We start from the raw sequence: 17,638 nt of genomic DNA, 5'->3' as shown, positions 1-17,638 counted from the left end.
GAGGTAGTATGAGTGGTTACATCCAGATCGGACGCGAGTTGCAAAACCACTGGCTAAGGCGTGATAAAGACTATTGGATGGTCTTCTGTGAAATGTACTTCCTTGCTCGGTATGCTGAAAAGCCTGAAAAGCGAACTATCGAAGGCATTGAGGTAACGATCCATCAAAAAGAATTCATATTTGGTCGCCCTGCTTGGTGCAGAAGGCTGGACATTACAGATCAAAGATTGAAAACACTGGTTAAAAAACTGGTTGCTGAAGGGTTCATTCGGAGGACTCAAAAGTTCAATAAATTCACTGTTTATGCCTTCGAATATACCCCTTCAACTAACCAGCAGAATAACCAGCAGAGAAACCAGCAGGATTTTCCTGAGCAACCAGCAGAACCCCTTGCCCCGCAAGGCTTTGAGGGCGATAGCAACCAGCAGGATTTTCCCAATCAACCAGCAGAGCAACCAGCACAGCAACCAAAGAAAGAAAAAGGTATTAAAGAAGAATGTTTAAAACCCATAGGGGGGAAGAAGATGCCTAAAATATCCGAGGCTCAAGTTAAAAAAAGCCGGGTTGATAAGGTTGAATTCGATGACGAAGTCTGGCTTAAACAAACTGAGTACGAAAAAATTGTGAATGAATTGGGAGAAGAAGCGGTAACGTGGATGATTCAAACGCTTAGTTCATACAAGGTTTCAAACGGAAAGCCGTATTTGAGCGATTATGCCACTTTCAAAAAAGGCGGATGGGTTCGGGAAAGATACGTAGATTACCTTACCAAGAAAAAGGACGGATATAAAAACAAATCGCAGCAGGCAACCAGCAATTTTAAAGGTATGAAAAAACTATTTACAGGGGGTGTTGAGCTTGGTAATAACGCTCGAACAGACGGCAGCCCTTCTATCGAGAATCCAAATAGCATACCCCGCCTTCGTTAACATATTTGAGGAGGATGATTACGGGAACGTCATTAACGCTCCAACCGCTCAGTTATGGCAACAACGGTTGTCTGCAAACGGGATAACAATTGAGCAAGCTGTCCAGGCATTGGATAAGCACATTGATACCAGTCAATTTGAACCGAAAATAGCGGACATCATCAACAACAAACCGCAATTATCCATTTACGACATACAGGCGCAGGAGAGACAGCAGGAACAGCTTGCGCTGCTGGAGTACCACGAGAGCAACGAGGTTATACCAATGCCGGACCATATTCATGAACTGCTGGAGCGATTAGGGAAAAAGCGGTTGGTAGGTGGTGACGACAACGTTGAATAATTACAACTACCTATATGAAGCTGAAATAAACGTTCTTGGAGCAATCATTAAAGATAAGTCTCTCATGGAAGAGTGTGTACTGAGAGAAGACAGCTTCAATCCAGAATGGAACAATGGGCTTATTCTCCAGGTATTGCAAAACGCCTACAAAAGGTTTGCTGATAGAAAAGATCCTTTTTATATCCCTGACATGATTAAGCATTGGGGGGAAGATCTTAATAAGATCGGCGGAGGTATAGCGCTGATAGATATATCAAGGAGTGTACCCGAGTCATCAGCATCAATGTTTAAGCACTACATGGGAATAGTCAACGAAGCACATGTCCAGCGAGAAACAGAGAGGGCAGCGCGTGAAATTTATTCAGGTGGATCTCTGGATGATATGAAAAGCCAAATAGTCCGAATCGAAGAGATTCAAGCTAGAACTTCTGACGGTGGAGAATTGGTACGAATATCCGACCTAATTAAAAGGCATACGTCAGTTATCATCAAACGCTCGCAGAACCCTGGAGGAGTTACAGGACGAAAAAGCTGCTCGAATGATCTAAATGATCTGACCAAAGGGCATCAGGACGGAGACTTCATTGTTGTCGGTGCACGGCCATCTGTAGGGAAGACAGCCTATATCTGTAACGAAATTCTTGCTTCTACAGCGGATGGATCAGCAGCGTTGCTTATATCAGGTGAAGATGGAGACATGAACATCTTAGAACGGATGATAGCTGCAGCCAGCCGGTTAGAATTGGCACGCATGAAATCTGGGAAGATGACAAATGGAGATTGGGAACGTTATGGATATGCCGCTGAAATCATCGAAGGAAGAGAGATATTTATTGATGATACATCAGCCCCAACAGTAGAATCTATCCGCCGAAATGTAGCAAAGCTGATTCGTAAGTTCCCGAAACTTACACTTTACGTTGATTATCTACAACATCTACGTAGCGAGAAATCATTTGGTAGCGAGCGCGAAATGTATAAATATATCAGCTATGAGTTGAAGCAAATAGCACGTGATTTTGATATTCCGGTTGTATGCTTGGCAGCATTAAGCCGTAAAGTGGATGAACGCAATGACAAACGTCCAGTTATGTCCGACATACGAGATTGCGGGAATATTGAGAGTGATGCTGATGTGGTGATTTTCTTGTACCGTGACGATTATTACAATGCTGATAGCAGTCGTAAAGGATTGATGGATTTGATTGTAGCTAAAGGAAGAAATGTTGGTACAGGCACTGTAAGTATGGTTTTTGATAAGCCATGCCAGTCTCTCCTTAATATCGACGAAAAAATTAAACAAAAGCGCAAAGACAAAGGGCTTGCATCATGAGCAACAAAAAAATCGAAGATGAAGCAGCCTATGAAAAATCGCTCTCATGGATGGTTACAATTTCTATTGATCTGGAAGATCCCTTACTTGATTTAGCAAAGAAGGTAAAGCTGCGGATTACCTATGACTTCGTTGAGCAGCGCATTCTTGAATATAGGCGCGGTCAGATACTGCTTACAGACCCAGAACGCATCAAGCTATACAAGGCTGCAGGGGTTGCGTATCAAGAATTCAAATAGGGGGGAGGGAAGATGGAAGAATGCAGATGTCCTAATTGCCATTCAGCAGGTACACATACATGGGCGCTAGTGCCATTGTGTCAAGAACACTTTGAAGCAGTGAGACAAGAAACACACCTTTACTATAAAAAGCGAATCGCATATTCTGCACGATTAACATATATGAGCATCAGTTTCTTGATTCCTTGGAGTCGGAAGGAGTGAGGATATGCGCTTTGTAGGTATTGACCCAGCCACGACAACCGGATTTGTTGCACTGGATGAAGAGGGCAATGTCCTTGTGGCGACAGACGTCAAGGGCGTGGGCAAACGAGTGCCGGGAGGGATAAGCATCGGCATGTTGGTGTCGCTGGAAAACAAGCTATACAACCTCCTGAAGCCCGGGGATATCGTTGCTATAGAAGAGTCAGCCAAGAAAACGCAAAGAGGTGTGACCACGGGAATGATTCACGGCGGACTGCGCTCGATGCTTTACCGCAAAGGACTTGAATTTGTAGATGTTAACCCACAGCGGACCAAGGGGTTTGTGAACCGGAACCAACGGGTGACGAGCTCTGAAAAAAAGAAGCATGTGGCTGCAGGTGTGCTAGAGCATTACGGATACGAACACAGTAGTGACAACGTCACGGACGCTTACATCATTGCTAAGATCGCTCAGGCGCTTTACGCGGTCAAGAATGGCGGTAGTTTGGAATTATATACATCTTATCAACAGCGAATAATTAAAGCCATTATAAGCCCGGAAGCCAAGGCTCCTGTAACAAACAATGAAAAATCACAAACAACCAAACGCACAGGGAAGCCTGCGGCGGCGGGCAGTCACACTCATCTGAAGGAACAACAGTTCTTATTTTAGGGAGGTGCAGGGGTGAACTGGAAAAAAGCAACGCTTGGACAGCTTTACGAAATTGCCTTTAACGATGACGGAGCTGCGCCAATATACAAAAACAATGCTCTTGCTGAAATTCAGCGGAGACGGAAAAGACATATGAGCAAGGTCAATCACAAAATCAAGGCGGTGTATCCAAGATGAGAGAGAGCATCGTTGATAACTGAGGGCTACTGCTTCTGCAGTGCCCCCATTTACCACTGGGAAATTGTGATGGTGAGTACAGAAAATTAATCTGATAATCGATTTCTCTCAAGTCGTTTGATTTGATCTCTTAGGCGAGCTTCGTATCTATATTCATTTGTTAATACAGCAGCAGTTAAGCAAGCTTCTAATTGATCGAGTAGGTCCTGATATTCCAATTTATCATGTTTAATTTTTCCATATTGAAGATTCATTTAGAATCCCTCCAAAAAGTTATTTTTGTGTTTCGCTAATTCAATAGATCATATGGAACGGTTTATAACACTCAGAAAAAATAAATTAGGAGGCATAGCCAGTATGAGTAAACCTATTAACGAATTGGTGAAGGAAGCACACGATAACGCAGTGGCTAAGGGCTGGTGGGATGAGGAACGGAGTTTCGGAGAAATCATTGCTCTTATCCACTCGGAAGCTTCTGAAGCATTGGAAGATTTCCGGAATGGACATTCACCAAGAGAAGTATGGTACGAAACCAAAGCAGGCGTAGCTTACTGTAATCCTGAAGAACGTAACTCTGATTGGAAACCATGCGGTATACCGTCCGAACTGGCAGACATTGTGATTCGTGTATTTGACGCTTGTGGTCGTTATGGAATTGATCTGGAACAAGCAATTCAGGAAAAGATGGCTTACAATGCAACGCGACCACAACGCCATGGAGGTAAGGTCATATGACCGAAATCAAGAAATGCCCTGAATGTGGTCGGACACTCTGCCAACTCTGTGAGGAAAAACATTCAGAACTGGTCATGAAAAATAAGTTCAACGGCAATGAACTCGAAGTTTGCAAGTCATGCCATAAGGTGGTATGGGGCAAATGAGTATGACACCAGAACGGATAGAAGAGATTGAATTTTGGTACAGAGTGGCAGAGAAAGGACAGTTAATAAAGTACGTGCATGACTTGCTGGCTGCTCTAGAAGAGTCACAACAACAAATCAATGAGTGGCAAGGAGAAGCGAAGCAATGGCGAGACGAATTTGTTAGTAAGAACGACGAATTGGGAGAGGCACAACAGACCATAGCCCGTAAGCAGCTGCATATAGAGAAACTGGAATTAAGAAGAGAAAGCGCACAGAAGGCAGCAGACGGTATCTCAAAAGAGAAGGGCTTGGAGCTATTTGAAGCAAGGCAGACCATAGCCCGGCAACGGGAGGCGCTGGAGAATTCGAAGGGCTCTTTTGAAACATTGGCGTTGCTGACGAATACGCGAGACATAAAAATCGTTTCCCACAATGCGATTGTATGCCTTGACAAGACCCTTGAGGAAGGGGAGGCACAGTTATGACGCAGGTAAAGGATATGATCGATGAAAAATTAGACTTTGCTCTTGCTGAGCAACTGGGATGGGTAAACGCATGGGATGGAATAAGGCTCTTGTGGCTTGATGGGAAAACAAATGAGTTTCGCGGCAAAGTTACAGACTGGCATCCTTCAACTGATCCTGCTGCCAGCCTAGAGGTACAGGCAAAGGCTATAGAGGTAGATGCAAAAATGTATGTTTGGAATCTATCTATTGTCAAATGGAAGGACGCTGTAGAACCTGAAGATATTGACGGATGGGAATCAATAAATCTTGAAGATATCGGTGATTTGCTCACCGCCACCCCCAGAGAGAGGGCAGAGGCGGCATATATCACGCTACAGGGGGCGCGAGAATAGGAGGTACGCATGCTGAATCAGATTATTAACGCGGATTGCTTCGACGTATTCCCGAATATCAAGACAGGCAGCGTGGACATGATCCTCTGTGACCTACCTTACGGCACAACGCAGAGCCCTTGGGATTCGATCCTGCCGTTTGATCAGCTATGGATGGCATATGAACGGATCATTAAGGATAACGGAGCAATCGTCTTATTTGCTAAAGCCCCATTTGATAAGGCACTTGCAGCCAGCAATATGAAATTATTCAAATATGAATGGATATGGGAAAAGAACAAGGCAACAGGACACTTAAACAAAAGTCTGATGCCGCTGCAGGCTCACGAAAACATACTGGTCTTTTATAAAAGACCTCCAACCTACAACGCTCAAATGAGTCAGGGACATAAACCAATGAATGCAGCGACTAACAACCATAAATCATCTGTTTATGGCGATGGCATACCGTGGTCAAACGAGGCTGGAAAGACTGAGAGATTGCCGCGCAGCGTCTTGTACTATCCAGTAGTTAACAACGATGACCCTGAGCGAATCCATCCAAATCAGAAGCCTGTGGAGTTGTGCGAATACTTTATACGGACCTATACAAACCCAGGAGAAACCGTCCTAGACAATTGTGCTGGAAGTTGTACAACGGCTGTAGCTGCATCAAGGACTGGAAGGAACTATATCGCAATTGAGCGTGATAAACGACATGCTGCAGACGGAACGCAACGGTTGAAGAATATGCAGCTCACGTTGTTCTAAGAGCCGAAGGCCATCGTCCGACAGCATAAACCCAGCAACGCGGGGGCCGTACCAGATCATTAAGGGAGTAGGAGTATCCCTCCTCTCCTAAAGAGTAGACAATACGGTGCAGTAGAAGGGAGAGTCGGTTTTTAAACGAAGGCATCTCTGAACGAGAAAATAAAGTCATAGACTGCTGCTGAGTTGTTGAACCAACGTTTCCCGTTAGCAAAAAAAAGTTGTTTTTTACAAGAATATAAAGATTCTACTTTAGTGAATAGTTGTTTCGAGAGCTCTGTCTAGATCATGTGATGCTTCAATAATGGCTGGCTCCAAATTACTCAGCCATTCGGAATACTCTAGACGTGATACCATGGTTGGATTCTTCCTTAGCTCCTTGCATCTCTTCAAATTATCTTTCCATCTGCCACTAAGATGTAAAAGCCCCCAATCTGCTGCTTGGCTTTTAGACAGGATAACACCTTCCTGCCACCAAGCTATAAATTTGGATGCTAACAGGAGCCAGTCAATGGAATGAAGGCTATTTCCCTTGCCAAACTTCCGCATGCACTTGGTATATTCTTTAAAAAAGAGAATGAACTCATCCTTCGAGTAAGATGGAATATTGTCTAGATGGGACTCACCATACAACAAGATACTCTGCTCCTTGATCGTGTACAGGGTGAACAGGTCTAATTGATTTTCTGTCCAGATGGTTTCGCGCTTTGTTCCCCACCATAAGCCACTGCCCTTTTCTCCACTCAGCATATTAATCGTGAGAAAGGCGCCCTCAAGCATATCAGTATAGAGGTTGGGGATCTGTCTATCGACGGATCTTCTAAGAAGGGATGATCTATAATTGGATCTTTGTTTTCTTAAAAGTTCGATTTCATTTTGGCTTAGGTCCTCACCAATTACGACGAGAAAATCCAAATCCCCGTATCCCGGGGATAAATCATTGTGGATGGCCGAACCGTAAAGGTAAATGCTTCGCAACTTTCTATTAAGAATGGCTCGGATATTTTCGACAAACATGGACAAGGTTCGCTCAAGTATTTCGTCTTCAAATGATTGGATCAACATTAAGATCGCTCCATTATGAATTTTTATTTTTAGATTTTTCTAAACACTATAATACCATATATTTCAATCTATCTATCTATCTTCTGCCCTAGTTAGCCAAGGTTGCCAGATGGATCCGCGGCAGCTGGTCTTGGTTATTACCATAACTATATCTATTCTGCCCGCTAGCTTAATAAAGCTTTTTCATCAAGAGTCATAGTAATTGTTGTACAGTACGAAGATACAGGGACAGATAGGGTTAATAGCCCTCCTCTCCCACAAGGAGGATATAACGTGGCATGTTCAGCATTTAACGGTTCTACATGTTCGGTAAGCGGCAGCTCTTGCATGTTTGTATTTCCTGACAGCCAAGCTTGCGCTGAAATCTACAATGAAGGTCCTGACGCTCATGTCGATAAGTGCGAAGATTGCAGGTTCTTTTACACGAAAGATGGTAAGCGTTGCTGTACAACGAGACCTTATTTTCCAGTATGGGAAGGAGATCCTCCTAAGACAGATTATTTAGAAGATGACTTAACGTCTTGTGGTGGATTTGAAGCAGCAAGGGAGGAAGCCCAATGACACAAAGGGACTGGCAAAAGGATATGGATGATGTACAAGGCTATCTGAAGAATAAGCACCTAGTCCACCATAATGAACAGACTTTAAGAGGGGAACCAGTTGCTGTGGTACTTCAATACTGGCTCCAAGAAGCCAAAGAACTCCAAGAGATCGTGTCGGGACGTGGTAGAGAATTGCTAAGACTTCGTAGCTTAATGGGAGGTCTCAATGATGAACTGACAGCAACAGAAGACCGCGCAGACGCAGCAGAGGCACGGGAACAACAACTGAAAGAGGCTGCACAAAAAGTTGTAGATCATACAGAACCTATCACGTACTTATCCGCAATGTTATCCACCCTTTACCCAGATACCTCAGCACCCAAGGAGGAAGCTTCAATTGTTCATTGCCCTAAGTGTGACAATCAGAACCTCATACCCCATCCGAGTCAGGCTAACATCTGGCTTTGCGGTCCATGTAATCAAGTGATTGAGGAAGGAACTGACGTCAATGTGGATTAAGATCATCTTTGCAATTGTAATCATAGTATCTTTAGGATTTCCGATAGACAAAAATGACTGGAACAGAGAAAGAAGCATGCATATGGCTGCAATCTGCATTGCAGGGATTCTGGCACTAGCTGCAGTCGTTATTTTTTCATAAAACCCAAATTTGAGAGGAGTAATTATAAATGAAAATTCAAATAGCAGCGCATTTCAATAAGCAAACGAAGGATTCCAAAAAGGAACTTGTACAGTTCCACGTAAAGGGTGATGACGAGAAGAAGCCTGAGCTTAATGCTATGACGAGATCGGTGGTTGTGTTGAACATTGACGGCGTAGAACAGGCATTGACTACAGAGTTCAGTAAGAGTACGAAGGATGCCAAGAAGACAGTACTGGAGTTCATCGTCAAGGGTGACACATCCTCTGAAAACTCCTATGAATTCTACCGGAAGGCTGGATCAGATGTAGTCTTGGAAATCGCTGAATCTCAAATGAGCATTGAGGAGTTCAGAGGTGATGACGAAGAAGAGGATCATGAAGAGCCAAGAGAAGGCGTACGAGGCAAGGTTAATCCAGACGGCACGATTGAATTGGATGACCCTAATCAAGTCACTTTGGACGATACAGATGGTCCAGTAATTCCTGAGAATAAAGACGATCTGCCGTTTTAAGATGATATACGCCCCGGCTTCGGTCGGGGGATTCTTTACACAGATTGAGGTGATATGGTGACACAGATGACATTTGAGCTGCCTGAGTTTGACAGGAAGTCAACGCGGGCAGCAGTAGATGCGGCGCTTGAGAAATACCGGATATATAAGTCAACATTGTTCGAAGAGAGAGAAGTAAAAACAACGGCTGAATGGTCTGCTACTCCCAGGAGTAATACGGGCGTGACAAGTGACCAGACAGGAAATATAGCTGCCTACAATGTCGACGAACCTGCAGCCCGCCGAGCGTATTGCAAAAGGATCGAGGAGGCTGTGAAGTTACTCCCGAGACGCGAACGCATATTGATTACTGAGCGTTACCTAAATACTGATTGTGATTTCGATTATGTCGTTTATAACAACGCATTTGAAAGACCAATAAGTGAAGCGACATATTACCATCTAAAGTGGAAGGCGTTCTACAAGTTAGCGCTAAACCTTAATATACAAGTTATTAAAGAAGTATCGGGATTAAAGAGTACTTCAAGGAAAGAGAAGTCATAAGACAACCATTTCTGAGAGTATGATAAATTGAGGTGATGATATGAGCACGCTGAATATAGATGATCTGCCTCCAGTTCTTAAGGTAGAAGATATACAGAAGTTTCTAACCATTGGTAGAAACCAAGCTTATGATTTATGCAATTCAGGGCAATTCCACGTCGTCAAAATTGGAAGGTCAATAAAGATCCCAAAGGAGCCATTCGTTAATTGGTTCTTGGGGGATAATGTAGAAAAGCAGGGGTAATTAGCCCCTGCTTTTTTTATACGATTCTGCTGTCTTCATGTTGCATAGAAAACCATCTAATTGTCTGACTTGCAACGACCTTTAAGCAATCAGCAAAATCATGAAGCTGATCGTCGGGACACTCTTTGCCTTTTATATTATAGTTTGTCTTAGCATGAGCTATCATATTTCGAGTATCAGAAATTGCACTGGCTAAGTCATCTAAACAATTAGCTCGTTCTTCTCGGCTACTAGACAATGTTAACTTCTTTATACGTTTCAAGTAATTTGGTGCTGAAACTACAATATCCATGATATCGCAACATGTCGAAACTGTTAGTTTAATTGCCTGGTTATCTTTTTGATTATTTCGGTGTTCGGCAAATAGCCTTTCGAGTTCTAAAATGTAGTTTGCATCTGGGGTTAGGGTTTTAGGGCTATATAGTTTTCTTGAAATAGATTCTAACATTTCCTTTCGTAATACAGTTTGAGATATATATTCAATAACTTTTGTGTAATTTAAAATGAGATATTCAGCATCATGAATTTGATTACAGGAATTATATATGCGCAAAACTTCCGAAATACCTCTTCCCTGCATTAATGGTCTTAATCGTATATCAGGGAGTTTTGGATCGTTGTCTTCCCAATACATTAAGGTTGTTGGCCTAGGGTAAACATAGATATTTAAATTGAGTGAAGCTGCGCATTCATAAATAAAGGATTCTAAAATGTCATCAAATTCCTTAATACTTAATGGTTCAGTTGAAGCGAGCTCGATAAATAAATCTCTGTCTCCCATCGGAGGGTTATACTTATCATAAAGGTTTTCCATTGTAAGTTTTATATTGTAACTGCTTAACCCCTTTAAGAACTTAATTGATATATATTTTCCATTCCACTTTTGAGTCAGACAATAATCAAACAGCTTCTCATCAAATATGTTAGTGTTATCACAACTTATTGATATCAAGTTATAAGTAGGACTTAATAATTTACATTCATCAATCAGTTCTGAATTTATTGAGTTTTCTATAAGGTTGTTTAATTCTTTAATTGACAGAGGGTCATGAAAGTCTTCTGTACGAGGTAGGCTTATTTCTATTTCGGTATCATATGTAATTATTACTTCCTCATCATATTCAGCTTCTAGATCCTCAATATCATAAAATTGAACTTCAATCTCATGTAGTTTGCAGAATGTTAGTATTTTTCGGACTGTATACTCAACTTCCTGTGAAACAAATGATATTCCCATAATTTCTCCTTCTTTTATAAATAATATTTGTGATGAAAATTATCAATAAAAAATTCTATGAAAAATGAATTCTACAAAGGTTCCCTATCCCCTTCATTTTAAAAGTTAATCAATTATTTAAGCCCAAATGAACTAGTTATTAAAGAGATGGAATTGGTGTTAATTCTGGTGCTAAACTTTAGAATATTTAAAGGGATACCAAAAAACTACGAAGGATTAAAATAAGGATAACCCCTTTGCTGACGCTAATTTAAGGGAATTATAGGGGATGGTGAGGGAGCATAAAATACGCACAAACACACGGTGTTCACACCATTGAAGGGGAACGAACACCACAGCAAATTTCTGTTGACTCATCGTGAGCGCGAAGTTTTTGAGCTTCTCGTGCAGGACAAAACGACTCGTGATATCGCTGGCTTATTATTTATCAGCGAAAAAACAGTTCGAAACCACATTTCCAAGGAGATGTGGTTTGAAATACAACTTGTTGTAAGTGGGGGGAGCGTTGATTTTATTGGTTTTTTGGACTAATCACTCTTATTTCATCACTTAAATAAATCAGGGAAATAGGAAATGCAGATGTCAAATTAATCTGACATCTGCATTTCTCGTGTGGTTGATTGTATATTTACATACTTATGAAGAGGAGTCGCTAGAAGTTATATTTCTCTTGTCGGCGCTTAAATGCTTCTCTGGATCCTTCCATAATATCTAATACCGCTTCTTTGACAAGTGGTTTTTCCAGTCCACCTTCAGCTTTTAGGATTCCTTTGCCCATTTCTGTATTTAATGCATAGAGCAATTCACAATCTCCGTTGACTGGAATATTGGCGTTATGCGTGGCAAGTATGATTTGACGCTTGTACTTAACTCTTCTTAGTAATGGAACCAGTTGATTATAAATAAAATCTGAATCCAGTTCATCCTCTGGTTGGTCAATCAGGATTGGATTTGTACCATGAGCAAACAGCAACGCTAAGATCGCAGTGTTCTTTTGTCCATCTGAAAGCCCACCGTCATCAAGGGAGCCAGCTCGAGTTCCGTCATCCCGATATAATGTGATATTAATTCTGTCATTAACACGAGTAATTTGCATTGTCTCCCAGAATCCAATGCCTTCCCCAGTGAGATACGTGTTAAGATCCCCATGGTGTCCTCTTAACTCAGCAGGCATTAGTTCTGGGTTCTCTAGCCACTGTGAGAGTATTGTCCATGGTGTCAGTTCCTCACTTGCTTCGAATATTTGATACAGTTGCTCGCCAAGTGTATCCCAATTCCTTCCTAACCGAGTGTTCCCGCGAATGTTATGATTCGTACTCCAAATCTGCTTGAAATGTTCCTGATCTCTACATTTAAAGATTTCAACGGATATGAATGGAGAAGCCTGCCTTGTATAAGGAATAGATCCAGATGCCAAAATTGAATTAATTTTTGCAGTTTTTAACGTTGTCTGTTCAAACCAAGTATCATGGAGAGTTCCTACACTTGTAAATAGTTTTTCAATTTCCTGTGAAGAGTTGGTTAACTTCTTTTCTCTGTCATCCAAATCTTGTTCTTTTATTCGAATACTTTGCTCTAGCCCTTTCATCACTTCAAGTTGATCTGGATGTACACCTTTCTCATTACATGCGGCAATAAAATCGGATTTTGTTTGCTGAATAGCGTTTAATATTGTTTCCCACTTTTCATGTTTCTCCGTGAGTCCATCAACCGTTTCGGAATATTTTATTAACGCAGCCTCTACATTCTTTTCTAATTCTTTTTTCGCCGCGCTTAGACCTATGTTTAAATCATCAAAGAAAGGATCATCTAACCAGTCTTGTTTTACAAGATTGGCATGCTCTATCGTAAACGATTTAATATTTTCATTCCAGGAGGTAACGAACTGCTTAGTTTCTTCAACGACTTCACGGATGTAGTTTTCAGCAACAATAGCTTTATTCCTGCGTTCGTTTTCCGCTTGCACTGATATGAATGCATCCCATTGTCTTTGAATCTCGCCTATTTCCTGAAGAAGTGTATTTCGCTCATTCTTGAGTCGCTCAATGATCTTTCTTGTTTGAAATAAACTTTGAATCGTCAATTTCAATTCGATTTCAGTTGATTTTAACCTATCAAGTTCAGAGCCAGCAATTGTGTCAATTAATGTTGATAAACTTTTCTGTTCTTGTGCAATTTCAGATATCTCTCGCTGACTATATACTTGAACTTTCAAGTTCCGTAAGACAGTTGCAGGGTCTTGTACTTCTCTGCTTGTAATTCTTGCAGTTTGAGATGCAGTATCGTATTCAAAGGTATCCGTCAGTCCATTTGTGCCTTCCCAAGTGAGTCTTACTAGTGATGATGGAGGCAGTGTTCTCCGTACTCTTTGAATTTGTTCTGTTTCTTTTAAATCTTGCTTATGAGATGCTGCGAGCCTGATGTATTCAAGAATTGATGATTTTCCCGAACCTCTACCTCCGATAATACAATTTAAATTAGGGGAGAAATGGATTGTTTGATCATCTAGGAAGGCAACGTTTTCAATTGAAAGAGAGACAAACTTATCGTGCCTAACATCTTCGTCAGGACTATTTGGACTCAATGAAATTCGTTCGCAATCCAAGAAGGCTTGAACGATTGATTCTAAAGAGGGGTTGGACATCTTAACCCAAGTATGTCGTTTTCCTATGTAACCTTTAGAACCTTCGTAAAGGCTGTATGCATCTGAGGACATGACAGCAGCTATTCTGCGTTCTCTTCTCCACTCGGCGTGACAAGCCACATCTGCTGTAATCAGCTTTTGCATATTGGCAGAAAAATCAACAAGAGGCTTTGGTAGTTCAAGAGCTAACAGTTTCGGATTCAAAAACATATCCCTTTGAAAAAATTCAGTAATAAAATCATTATTTAAAAGACCGCTTTCTGATAATGGGTGAGCAGCAATAATGACCCCATTATGATCATCCTGTACAATTCTCTCAATTTGAGCAAACGTAGCTTGCGGCAAAGGTACAATATTACCGTTTTTAACTCGTTCAGATCGGGTAAGACCTAACTGCGTGACGATATCGTCGATATCATGCAAAGATTTATTTTCTTCGAAAATGCATAGCAAATGAATACCTAATCCCTGAGACACTTCTACCTCAAATCCAGGGAATATAATTAAAGGTAGCTTTTTTAATTGATCAGCTATGAGTTCATTTCTACCTTTCAACATTCGAAGATAATCAATACCAATGAAGTTGTGGTCGGTTATGCATACTACTTCTAATCCGACCTCGTGGCATCGAGTTAAATATAAATCAACGGACGCAATTAGTTCTTCTAGTGAATACTCCCTACTTAAATACGCAGGATCATCTTGTAGCCAGTTATTCGGGTCACCAGGTGTTTGCATTTGAAAATCACACTTGTACCATCTCATTCCATTGTAAGACATTACAGTTACCTCCATGCAACATTTTGATGAGGTTAAATTCGACATTCGGTATGGAAGAACCTTCAAATTGACCAATCTTTTTGGTTGAAAACAAGGGATTAAGACCTACCCTGTCGAATAAGTTTCTATTCTTGTATACTTAGAGTAGAAACCAACAGGGTGGCGGATTTATATGAGTACTGCGTATCATAGCCAATATTATGCTTACGAACTAACAAAGCAGAGTGCTTCTAATACAGTTGGTCGCCTTAGCCAATCATTGATTAATGCGACTGTAGACCTAAACCCGCATCAAGTAGAGGCGGCGTTGTTTGCATTCCGCGCTCCGCTTGAACGAGGCGCTATTCTTGCCGATGAAGTAGGACTTGGCAAAACGATTGAAGCTGGTCTGATTATTAGTCAGCTCTGGGCAGAACGGAAACGAAAAATCCTCATCATTGTCCCTCCCCCGTTACGCAAGCAATGGAATCGGGAACTGATTGAGAAGTTCTATCTACCATCAATCATCATTGAGAGCAAAAACTACAATGAATCCGTGAAGGCAGGACAAGGCTTCCCATTTGAGCAGAAGGACAATGTTGTCATCACTTCATATCAGTTTGCTCGGAACAAGTCGGCTGATCTTAAACGAACCGATTGGGATCTAATCATCATCGATGAAGCCCACCGACTTCGTAACGTCTACAAGAAAACAAATAAAATATCAAGAATACTCCGAGATGCAACAGATGGCGCACCTAAGGTACTTTTAACTGCTACACCATTGCAGAACTCGCTTATGGAGCTATACGGTCTGGTAAGTTTCATTGACCCAAGATTATTTGGTGATGAATCAACTTTTCGTAAGCAGTTCGGAAGCGGAACCAAAGAAATGACCAGACTTGATTTTCATGACTTAAAAGATCGGCTGCGCCCCGTATGCCATCGTACGTTGCGCCGTCAGGTGACGGAATACGTTCCCTACACGAAGAGAATTCCACTTGTTCAGGAGTTTACATCGAGCGAAGCGGAGTGGGATTTGTATGAGAAGGTCTCCTCATATCTTCAAAGAGAAAATATTCAAGCATTGCCCCGAAGTCAACGTAATCTCATGACCTTAGTTGTACGTAAGATATTGGCTTCATCATCCTTTGCTATTTCTAATACCCTTCTATCACTTGTCACAAGGCTTGAATCTTCTTTGGAGAAAAAAGGAAATGGGCAAGGGATTGAAAATATTTATAATGATATTGATGAGATGGATTCAACGGTAGAAGAATGGTCAGATGACGATGAGCAGTCAGAGGGAATTATTGCTTCAAAACAGGAACGAGCGCTGATTCTTCGCGAGCGAGAAGAGCTGCTTGCTTATTACGAATTAGCTAACTCCATCACAGAGAATGAAAAGGGTAAAGCATTGCTTGTTGCCCTTGCAAATGGGTTTTCCACACTTCGTGAGCTTGGTGCAAACGATAAAGCCATTATTTTTACAGAGTCCAGAAGAACACAACAGTATTTGAAAGAAATGCTTGAACACAACGGTTATTCTGGAAAAATAGTCATGTTCAACGGTACGAATAGCTCGCCTGAGATTAAGGAGATTTATCAGGAGTGGCTTGAACGACATCAGCATGATGATCAGATTTCAGGTTCCAAGTCAGCAGATACGAGAGCGGCGTTGGTTGAATATTTCCGCAATGACGCTGCCATTATGATTGCGACGGAATCAGCGGCGGAGGGAATTAACCTTCAATTCTGCAGTCTGGTCGTCAATTATGATCTACCTTGGAATCCTCAACGAATCGAGCAACGAATTGGCAGATGCCATCGCTATGGACAGAAGTATGATGTTGTCGTCATTAATTTTATAAACCGTAAGAACGCAGCGGATCAAAGGGTGTTTGAGCTATTATCTCAGAAGTTTAGTTTGTTTGATGGTGTATTTGGTTCGTCTGATGAAGTCTTGGGGTCGCTGGAGTCAGGTGTCGATTTTGAAAAAAGAATACAGCAGATCTATCAAACTTGCCGTTCTGCTGAAGAAATTCAAGATGCCTTCAATCAGTTGCAGTTGGAACTCGACGATCAAATCCAATGTAAGATGCAGGAGACAAGGAAGAACCTGCTCGAGAATTTCGACGATGAAGTGTGTGAGAAGCTGCGAACGAACTACGAGCAGACTACTCTCCAATTGAATAAGATGGAGCGTTTTCTATGGGCGCTCACCGAATATGAAGGGAGTTCGTTTGCACAGTTTAATTCGGAGCAGTTGAGCTTCCAACTTATGAATAGTAAGGATAAGTATCAGCTCATATCGCATGTGAAGAAAAGTGAAACGAATGAACACGTCCATCATTATCGATTAGGTCATCCGCTGGCTGAAAATTGGATTGAGCAAGCCAAGAGCCGTCAATTACCAATGATGAAACTTAACTTCCGTTATAGCGATTATGAGGGCAAGGTGAGTCTTCTTCAAAATAGAATTGGTATCAACGGTTACTTGTCTTTATCTTTATTGCAAGTAAGTGCTGCTGAGAATGAAGAGCATTTGATATTCTCCGCAGTTGACTCGATTGGAAATCAGTTGGATCAAGAACTTTGTGAGAAGCTATTTGATCTGCCAGCTACTGAAATTAAACTGAATGATCATGAACAAATTATATATTCAAATGTTACGGAGCAAATTTTCAAAATTAACCAGCAGCAAGAATCGGCAATTCTGTGGGATATTCAAGAGCGTACGAATGAATTTCTTGATCGCGAGCTGGAAAGATTAGATAAATGGTCTAAAGACTTAAAGGACAAGCTTGAACTCGAATTAAGAGAACTTGATATTGAGATCGCACAACTTCAAAAGGATGCAAGGTTGGTACGACAAATCGTAGAGAAGCTTGAGATTAACAAAATCATACGAGAACGTGAGCAGCAACGAAGTGAGTTGCGCCGCAATTTATTTGATGCACAGGATGAGATTGACCGCCAAAAGGAACTGCTGTTTCAAGATGTTGAGAAGAAGCTTGAGCAGAAAATCAGTAGGAAGCATTTATTCATGATCAAATGGCAATTAGTATAACAATTGAGGTGCG

At 41.5% G+C, this 17,638-nt stretch carries 22 protein-coding genes; 18 read left to right on the top strand and 4 right to left on the bottom strand.

What is annotated here, in order from left to right:
• Positions 1–8: 8 nt before the first annotated feature.
• From MHH86_RS25365 to MHH86_RS25340, 6 genes are all read left to right on the top strand, one after another.
• Complete coding sequence (locus MHH86_RS25365) at positions 9–929, top strand: hypothetical protein (RefSeq protein WP_342479491.1); 921 nt, start codon at positions 9–11, stop codon at positions 927–929.
• Positions 859–1,272, top strand: a complete 414-nt coding sequence (locus MHH86_RS25360) for a hypothetical protein (RefSeq protein WP_342479490.1) — start codon at positions 859–861, stop codon at positions 1,270–1,272. The genes MHH86_RS25365 and MHH86_RS25360 overlap by 71 nt, the downstream gene beginning before the upstream one ends.
• Positions 1,265–2,605, top strand: coding sequence for a DnaB-like helicase C-terminal domain-containing protein (locus tag MHH86_RS25355; protein ID WP_342479489.1), 1,341 nt, complete (start codon positions 1,265–1,267; stop codon positions 2,603–2,605). The genes MHH86_RS25360 and MHH86_RS25355 overlap by 8 nt, the downstream gene beginning before the upstream one ends.
• Positions 2,602–2,844: a hypothetical protein gene (locus tag MHH86_RS25350; RefSeq protein ID WP_342479488.1), complete on the top strand. Its 243-nt coding sequence runs from the start codon at positions 2,602–2,604 to the stop codon at positions 2,842–2,844. Before MHH86_RS25355 ends, MHH86_RS25350 begins: the two co-directional genes overlap by 4 nt.
• A 208-nt stretch (positions 2,845–3,052) precedes the next feature.
• Positions 3,053–3,700, top strand: a complete 648-nt coding sequence (locus MHH86_RS25345) for a hypothetical protein (protein ID WP_342479487.1) — start codon at positions 3,053–3,055, stop codon at positions 3,698–3,700.
• Between the two features lie 12 nt (positions 3,701–3,712).
• Positions 3,713–3,877, top strand: coding sequence for a hypothetical protein (locus MHH86_RS25340; protein WP_342479486.1), 165 nt, complete (start codon positions 3,713–3,715; stop codon positions 3,875–3,877).
• An 86-nt stretch (positions 3,878–3,963) separates the two neighbouring features.
• Here the strand turns inward: MHH86_RS25340 and MHH86_RS25335 are convergent, their stop codons facing one another.
• Complete coding sequence (locus MHH86_RS25335; protein WP_342479485.1) at positions 3,964–4,131, bottom strand: hypothetical protein; 168 nt, start codon at positions 4,129–4,131, stop codon at positions 3,964–3,966.
• Positions 4,132–4,234: 103 nt separating this feature from the next.
• Between MHH86_RS25335 and MHH86_RS25330 the strand changes: the two genes are divergently transcribed.
• The 4 genes from MHH86_RS25330 (at position 4,235) to MHH86_RS25315 (ending at position 6,349) form a co-directional block, all read left to right on the top strand.
• Entirely contained in the window at positions 4,235–4,612 is a 378-nt protein-coding gene (locus MHH86_RS25330; RefSeq protein WP_342479484.1) for a hypothetical protein, read from the top strand.
• Positions 4,613–4,754: 142 nt separating this feature from the next.
• Complete coding sequence (locus tag MHH86_RS25325) at positions 4,755–5,225, top strand: hypothetical protein (protein WP_342479483.1); 471 nt, start codon at positions 4,755–4,757, stop codon at positions 5,223–5,225.
• Positions 5,222–5,599, top strand: a complete 378-nt coding sequence (locus MHH86_RS25320; RefSeq protein WP_342479482.1) for a hypothetical protein — start codon at positions 5,222–5,224, stop codon at positions 5,597–5,599. The genes MHH86_RS25325 and MHH86_RS25320 overlap by 4 nt, the downstream gene beginning before the upstream one ends.
• A 9-nt stretch (positions 5,600–5,608) precedes the next feature.
• On the top strand, positions 5,609–6,349 hold the full coding sequence (locus MHH86_RS25315; RefSeq protein WP_036684279.1) for a site-specific DNA-methyltransferase: 741 nt from the start codon (positions 5,609–5,611) through the stop codon (positions 6,347–6,349).
• A 249-nt stretch (positions 6,350–6,598) separates the two neighbouring features.
• On the opposite strand, the gene MHH86_RS25310 is transcribed toward MHH86_RS25315, so the two are convergent.
• Complete coding sequence (locus MHH86_RS25310) at positions 6,599–7,411, bottom strand: nucleotidyltransferase domain-containing protein (protein ID WP_076277314.1); 813 nt, start codon at positions 7,409–7,411, stop codon at positions 6,599–6,601.
• A gap of 273 nt (positions 7,412–7,684) precedes the next feature.
• On the opposite strand from MHH86_RS25310, the gene MHH86_RS25305 reads away from it, so the two are divergent.
• From MHH86_RS25305 to MHH86_RS25280, 6 genes are all read left to right on the top strand, one after another.
• Positions 7,685–7,972 (top strand): hypothetical protein, encoded by a 288-nt coding sequence (locus tag MHH86_RS25305; RefSeq protein WP_234540636.1) that lies wholly within the window; start codon positions 7,685–7,687, stop codon positions 7,970–7,972.
• On the top strand, positions 7,969–8,472 hold the full coding sequence (locus MHH86_RS25300; protein ID WP_342479481.1) for a hypothetical protein: 504 nt from the start codon (positions 7,969–7,971) through the stop codon (positions 8,470–8,472). Before MHH86_RS25305 ends, MHH86_RS25300 begins: the two co-directional genes overlap by 4 nt.
• Positions 8,462–8,614, top strand: coding sequence for a hypothetical protein (locus MHH86_RS25295; protein WP_155986620.1), 153 nt, complete (start codon positions 8,462–8,464; stop codon positions 8,612–8,614). Before MHH86_RS25300 ends, MHH86_RS25295 begins: the two co-directional genes overlap by 11 nt.
• Before the next feature lie 28 nt (positions 8,615–8,642).
• On the top strand, positions 8,643–9,128 hold the full coding sequence (locus MHH86_RS25290) for a hypothetical protein (RefSeq protein WP_342479480.1): 486 nt from the start codon (positions 8,643–8,645) through the stop codon (positions 9,126–9,128).
• 66 nt (positions 9,129–9,194) lie between these two features.
• Positions 9,195–9,671: an ArpU family phage packaging/lysis transcriptional regulator gene (locus tag MHH86_RS25285; protein WP_342479479.1), complete on the top strand. Its 477-nt coding sequence runs from the start codon at positions 9,195–9,197 to the stop codon at positions 9,669–9,671.
• Positions 9,672–9,711: 40 nt separating this feature from the next.
• Entirely contained in the window at positions 9,712–9,915 is a 204-nt protein-coding gene (locus MHH86_RS25280) for a helix-turn-helix domain-containing protein (RefSeq protein ID WP_342479478.1), read from the top strand.
• 16 nt (positions 9,916–9,931) lie between these two features.
• Here MHH86_RS25280 and MHH86_RS25275 read toward each other — a convergent pair whose 3' ends face one another.
• Positions 9,932–11,152 (bottom strand): hypothetical protein, encoded by a 1,221-nt coding sequence (locus tag MHH86_RS25275; RefSeq protein WP_342479477.1) that lies wholly within the window; start codon positions 11,150–11,152, stop codon positions 9,932–9,934.
• A gap of 315 nt (positions 11,153–11,467) precedes the next feature.
• On the opposite strand from MHH86_RS25275, the gene MHH86_RS25270 reads away from it, so the two are divergent.
• The gene (locus tag MHH86_RS25270) at positions 11,468–11,683 is read left to right on the top strand and encodes a helix-turn-helix transcriptional regulator (protein WP_076316873.1); all 216 of its coding nucleotides are present in this window, start codon (positions 11,468–11,470) and stop codon (positions 11,681–11,683) included.
• A gap of 121 nt (positions 11,684–11,804) precedes the next feature.
• Here the strand turns inward: MHH86_RS25270 and MHH86_RS25265 are convergent, their stop codons facing one another.
• Positions 11,805–14,576 (bottom strand): TrlF family AAA-like ATPase, encoded by a 2,772-nt coding sequence (locus tag MHH86_RS25265; protein ID WP_076316872.1) that lies wholly within the window; start codon positions 14,574–14,576, stop codon positions 11,805–11,807.
• Between the two features lie 172 nt (positions 14,577–14,748).
• Between MHH86_RS25265 and MHH86_RS25260 the strand changes: the two genes are divergently transcribed.
• Positions 14,749–17,625, top strand: a complete 2,877-nt coding sequence (locus tag MHH86_RS25260) for an SNF2-related protein (RefSeq protein WP_076316871.1) — start codon at positions 14,749–14,751, stop codon at positions 17,623–17,625.
• Positions 17,626–17,638: the final 13 nt, after the last annotated feature.

Origin of the sequence: Paenibacillus sp. FSL F4-0097 (assembly GCF_038593125.1) — a bacterium.
Taxonomy (GTDB): Bacteria; Bacillota; Bacilli; order Paenibacillales; family Paenibacillaceae; genus Paenibacillus_AQ; species Paenibacillus_AQ odorifer.
The sequence above is the reverse complement of the archived record's forward strand: the minus strand, read 5'-3'. Positions and strand labels throughout refer to the sequence as shown.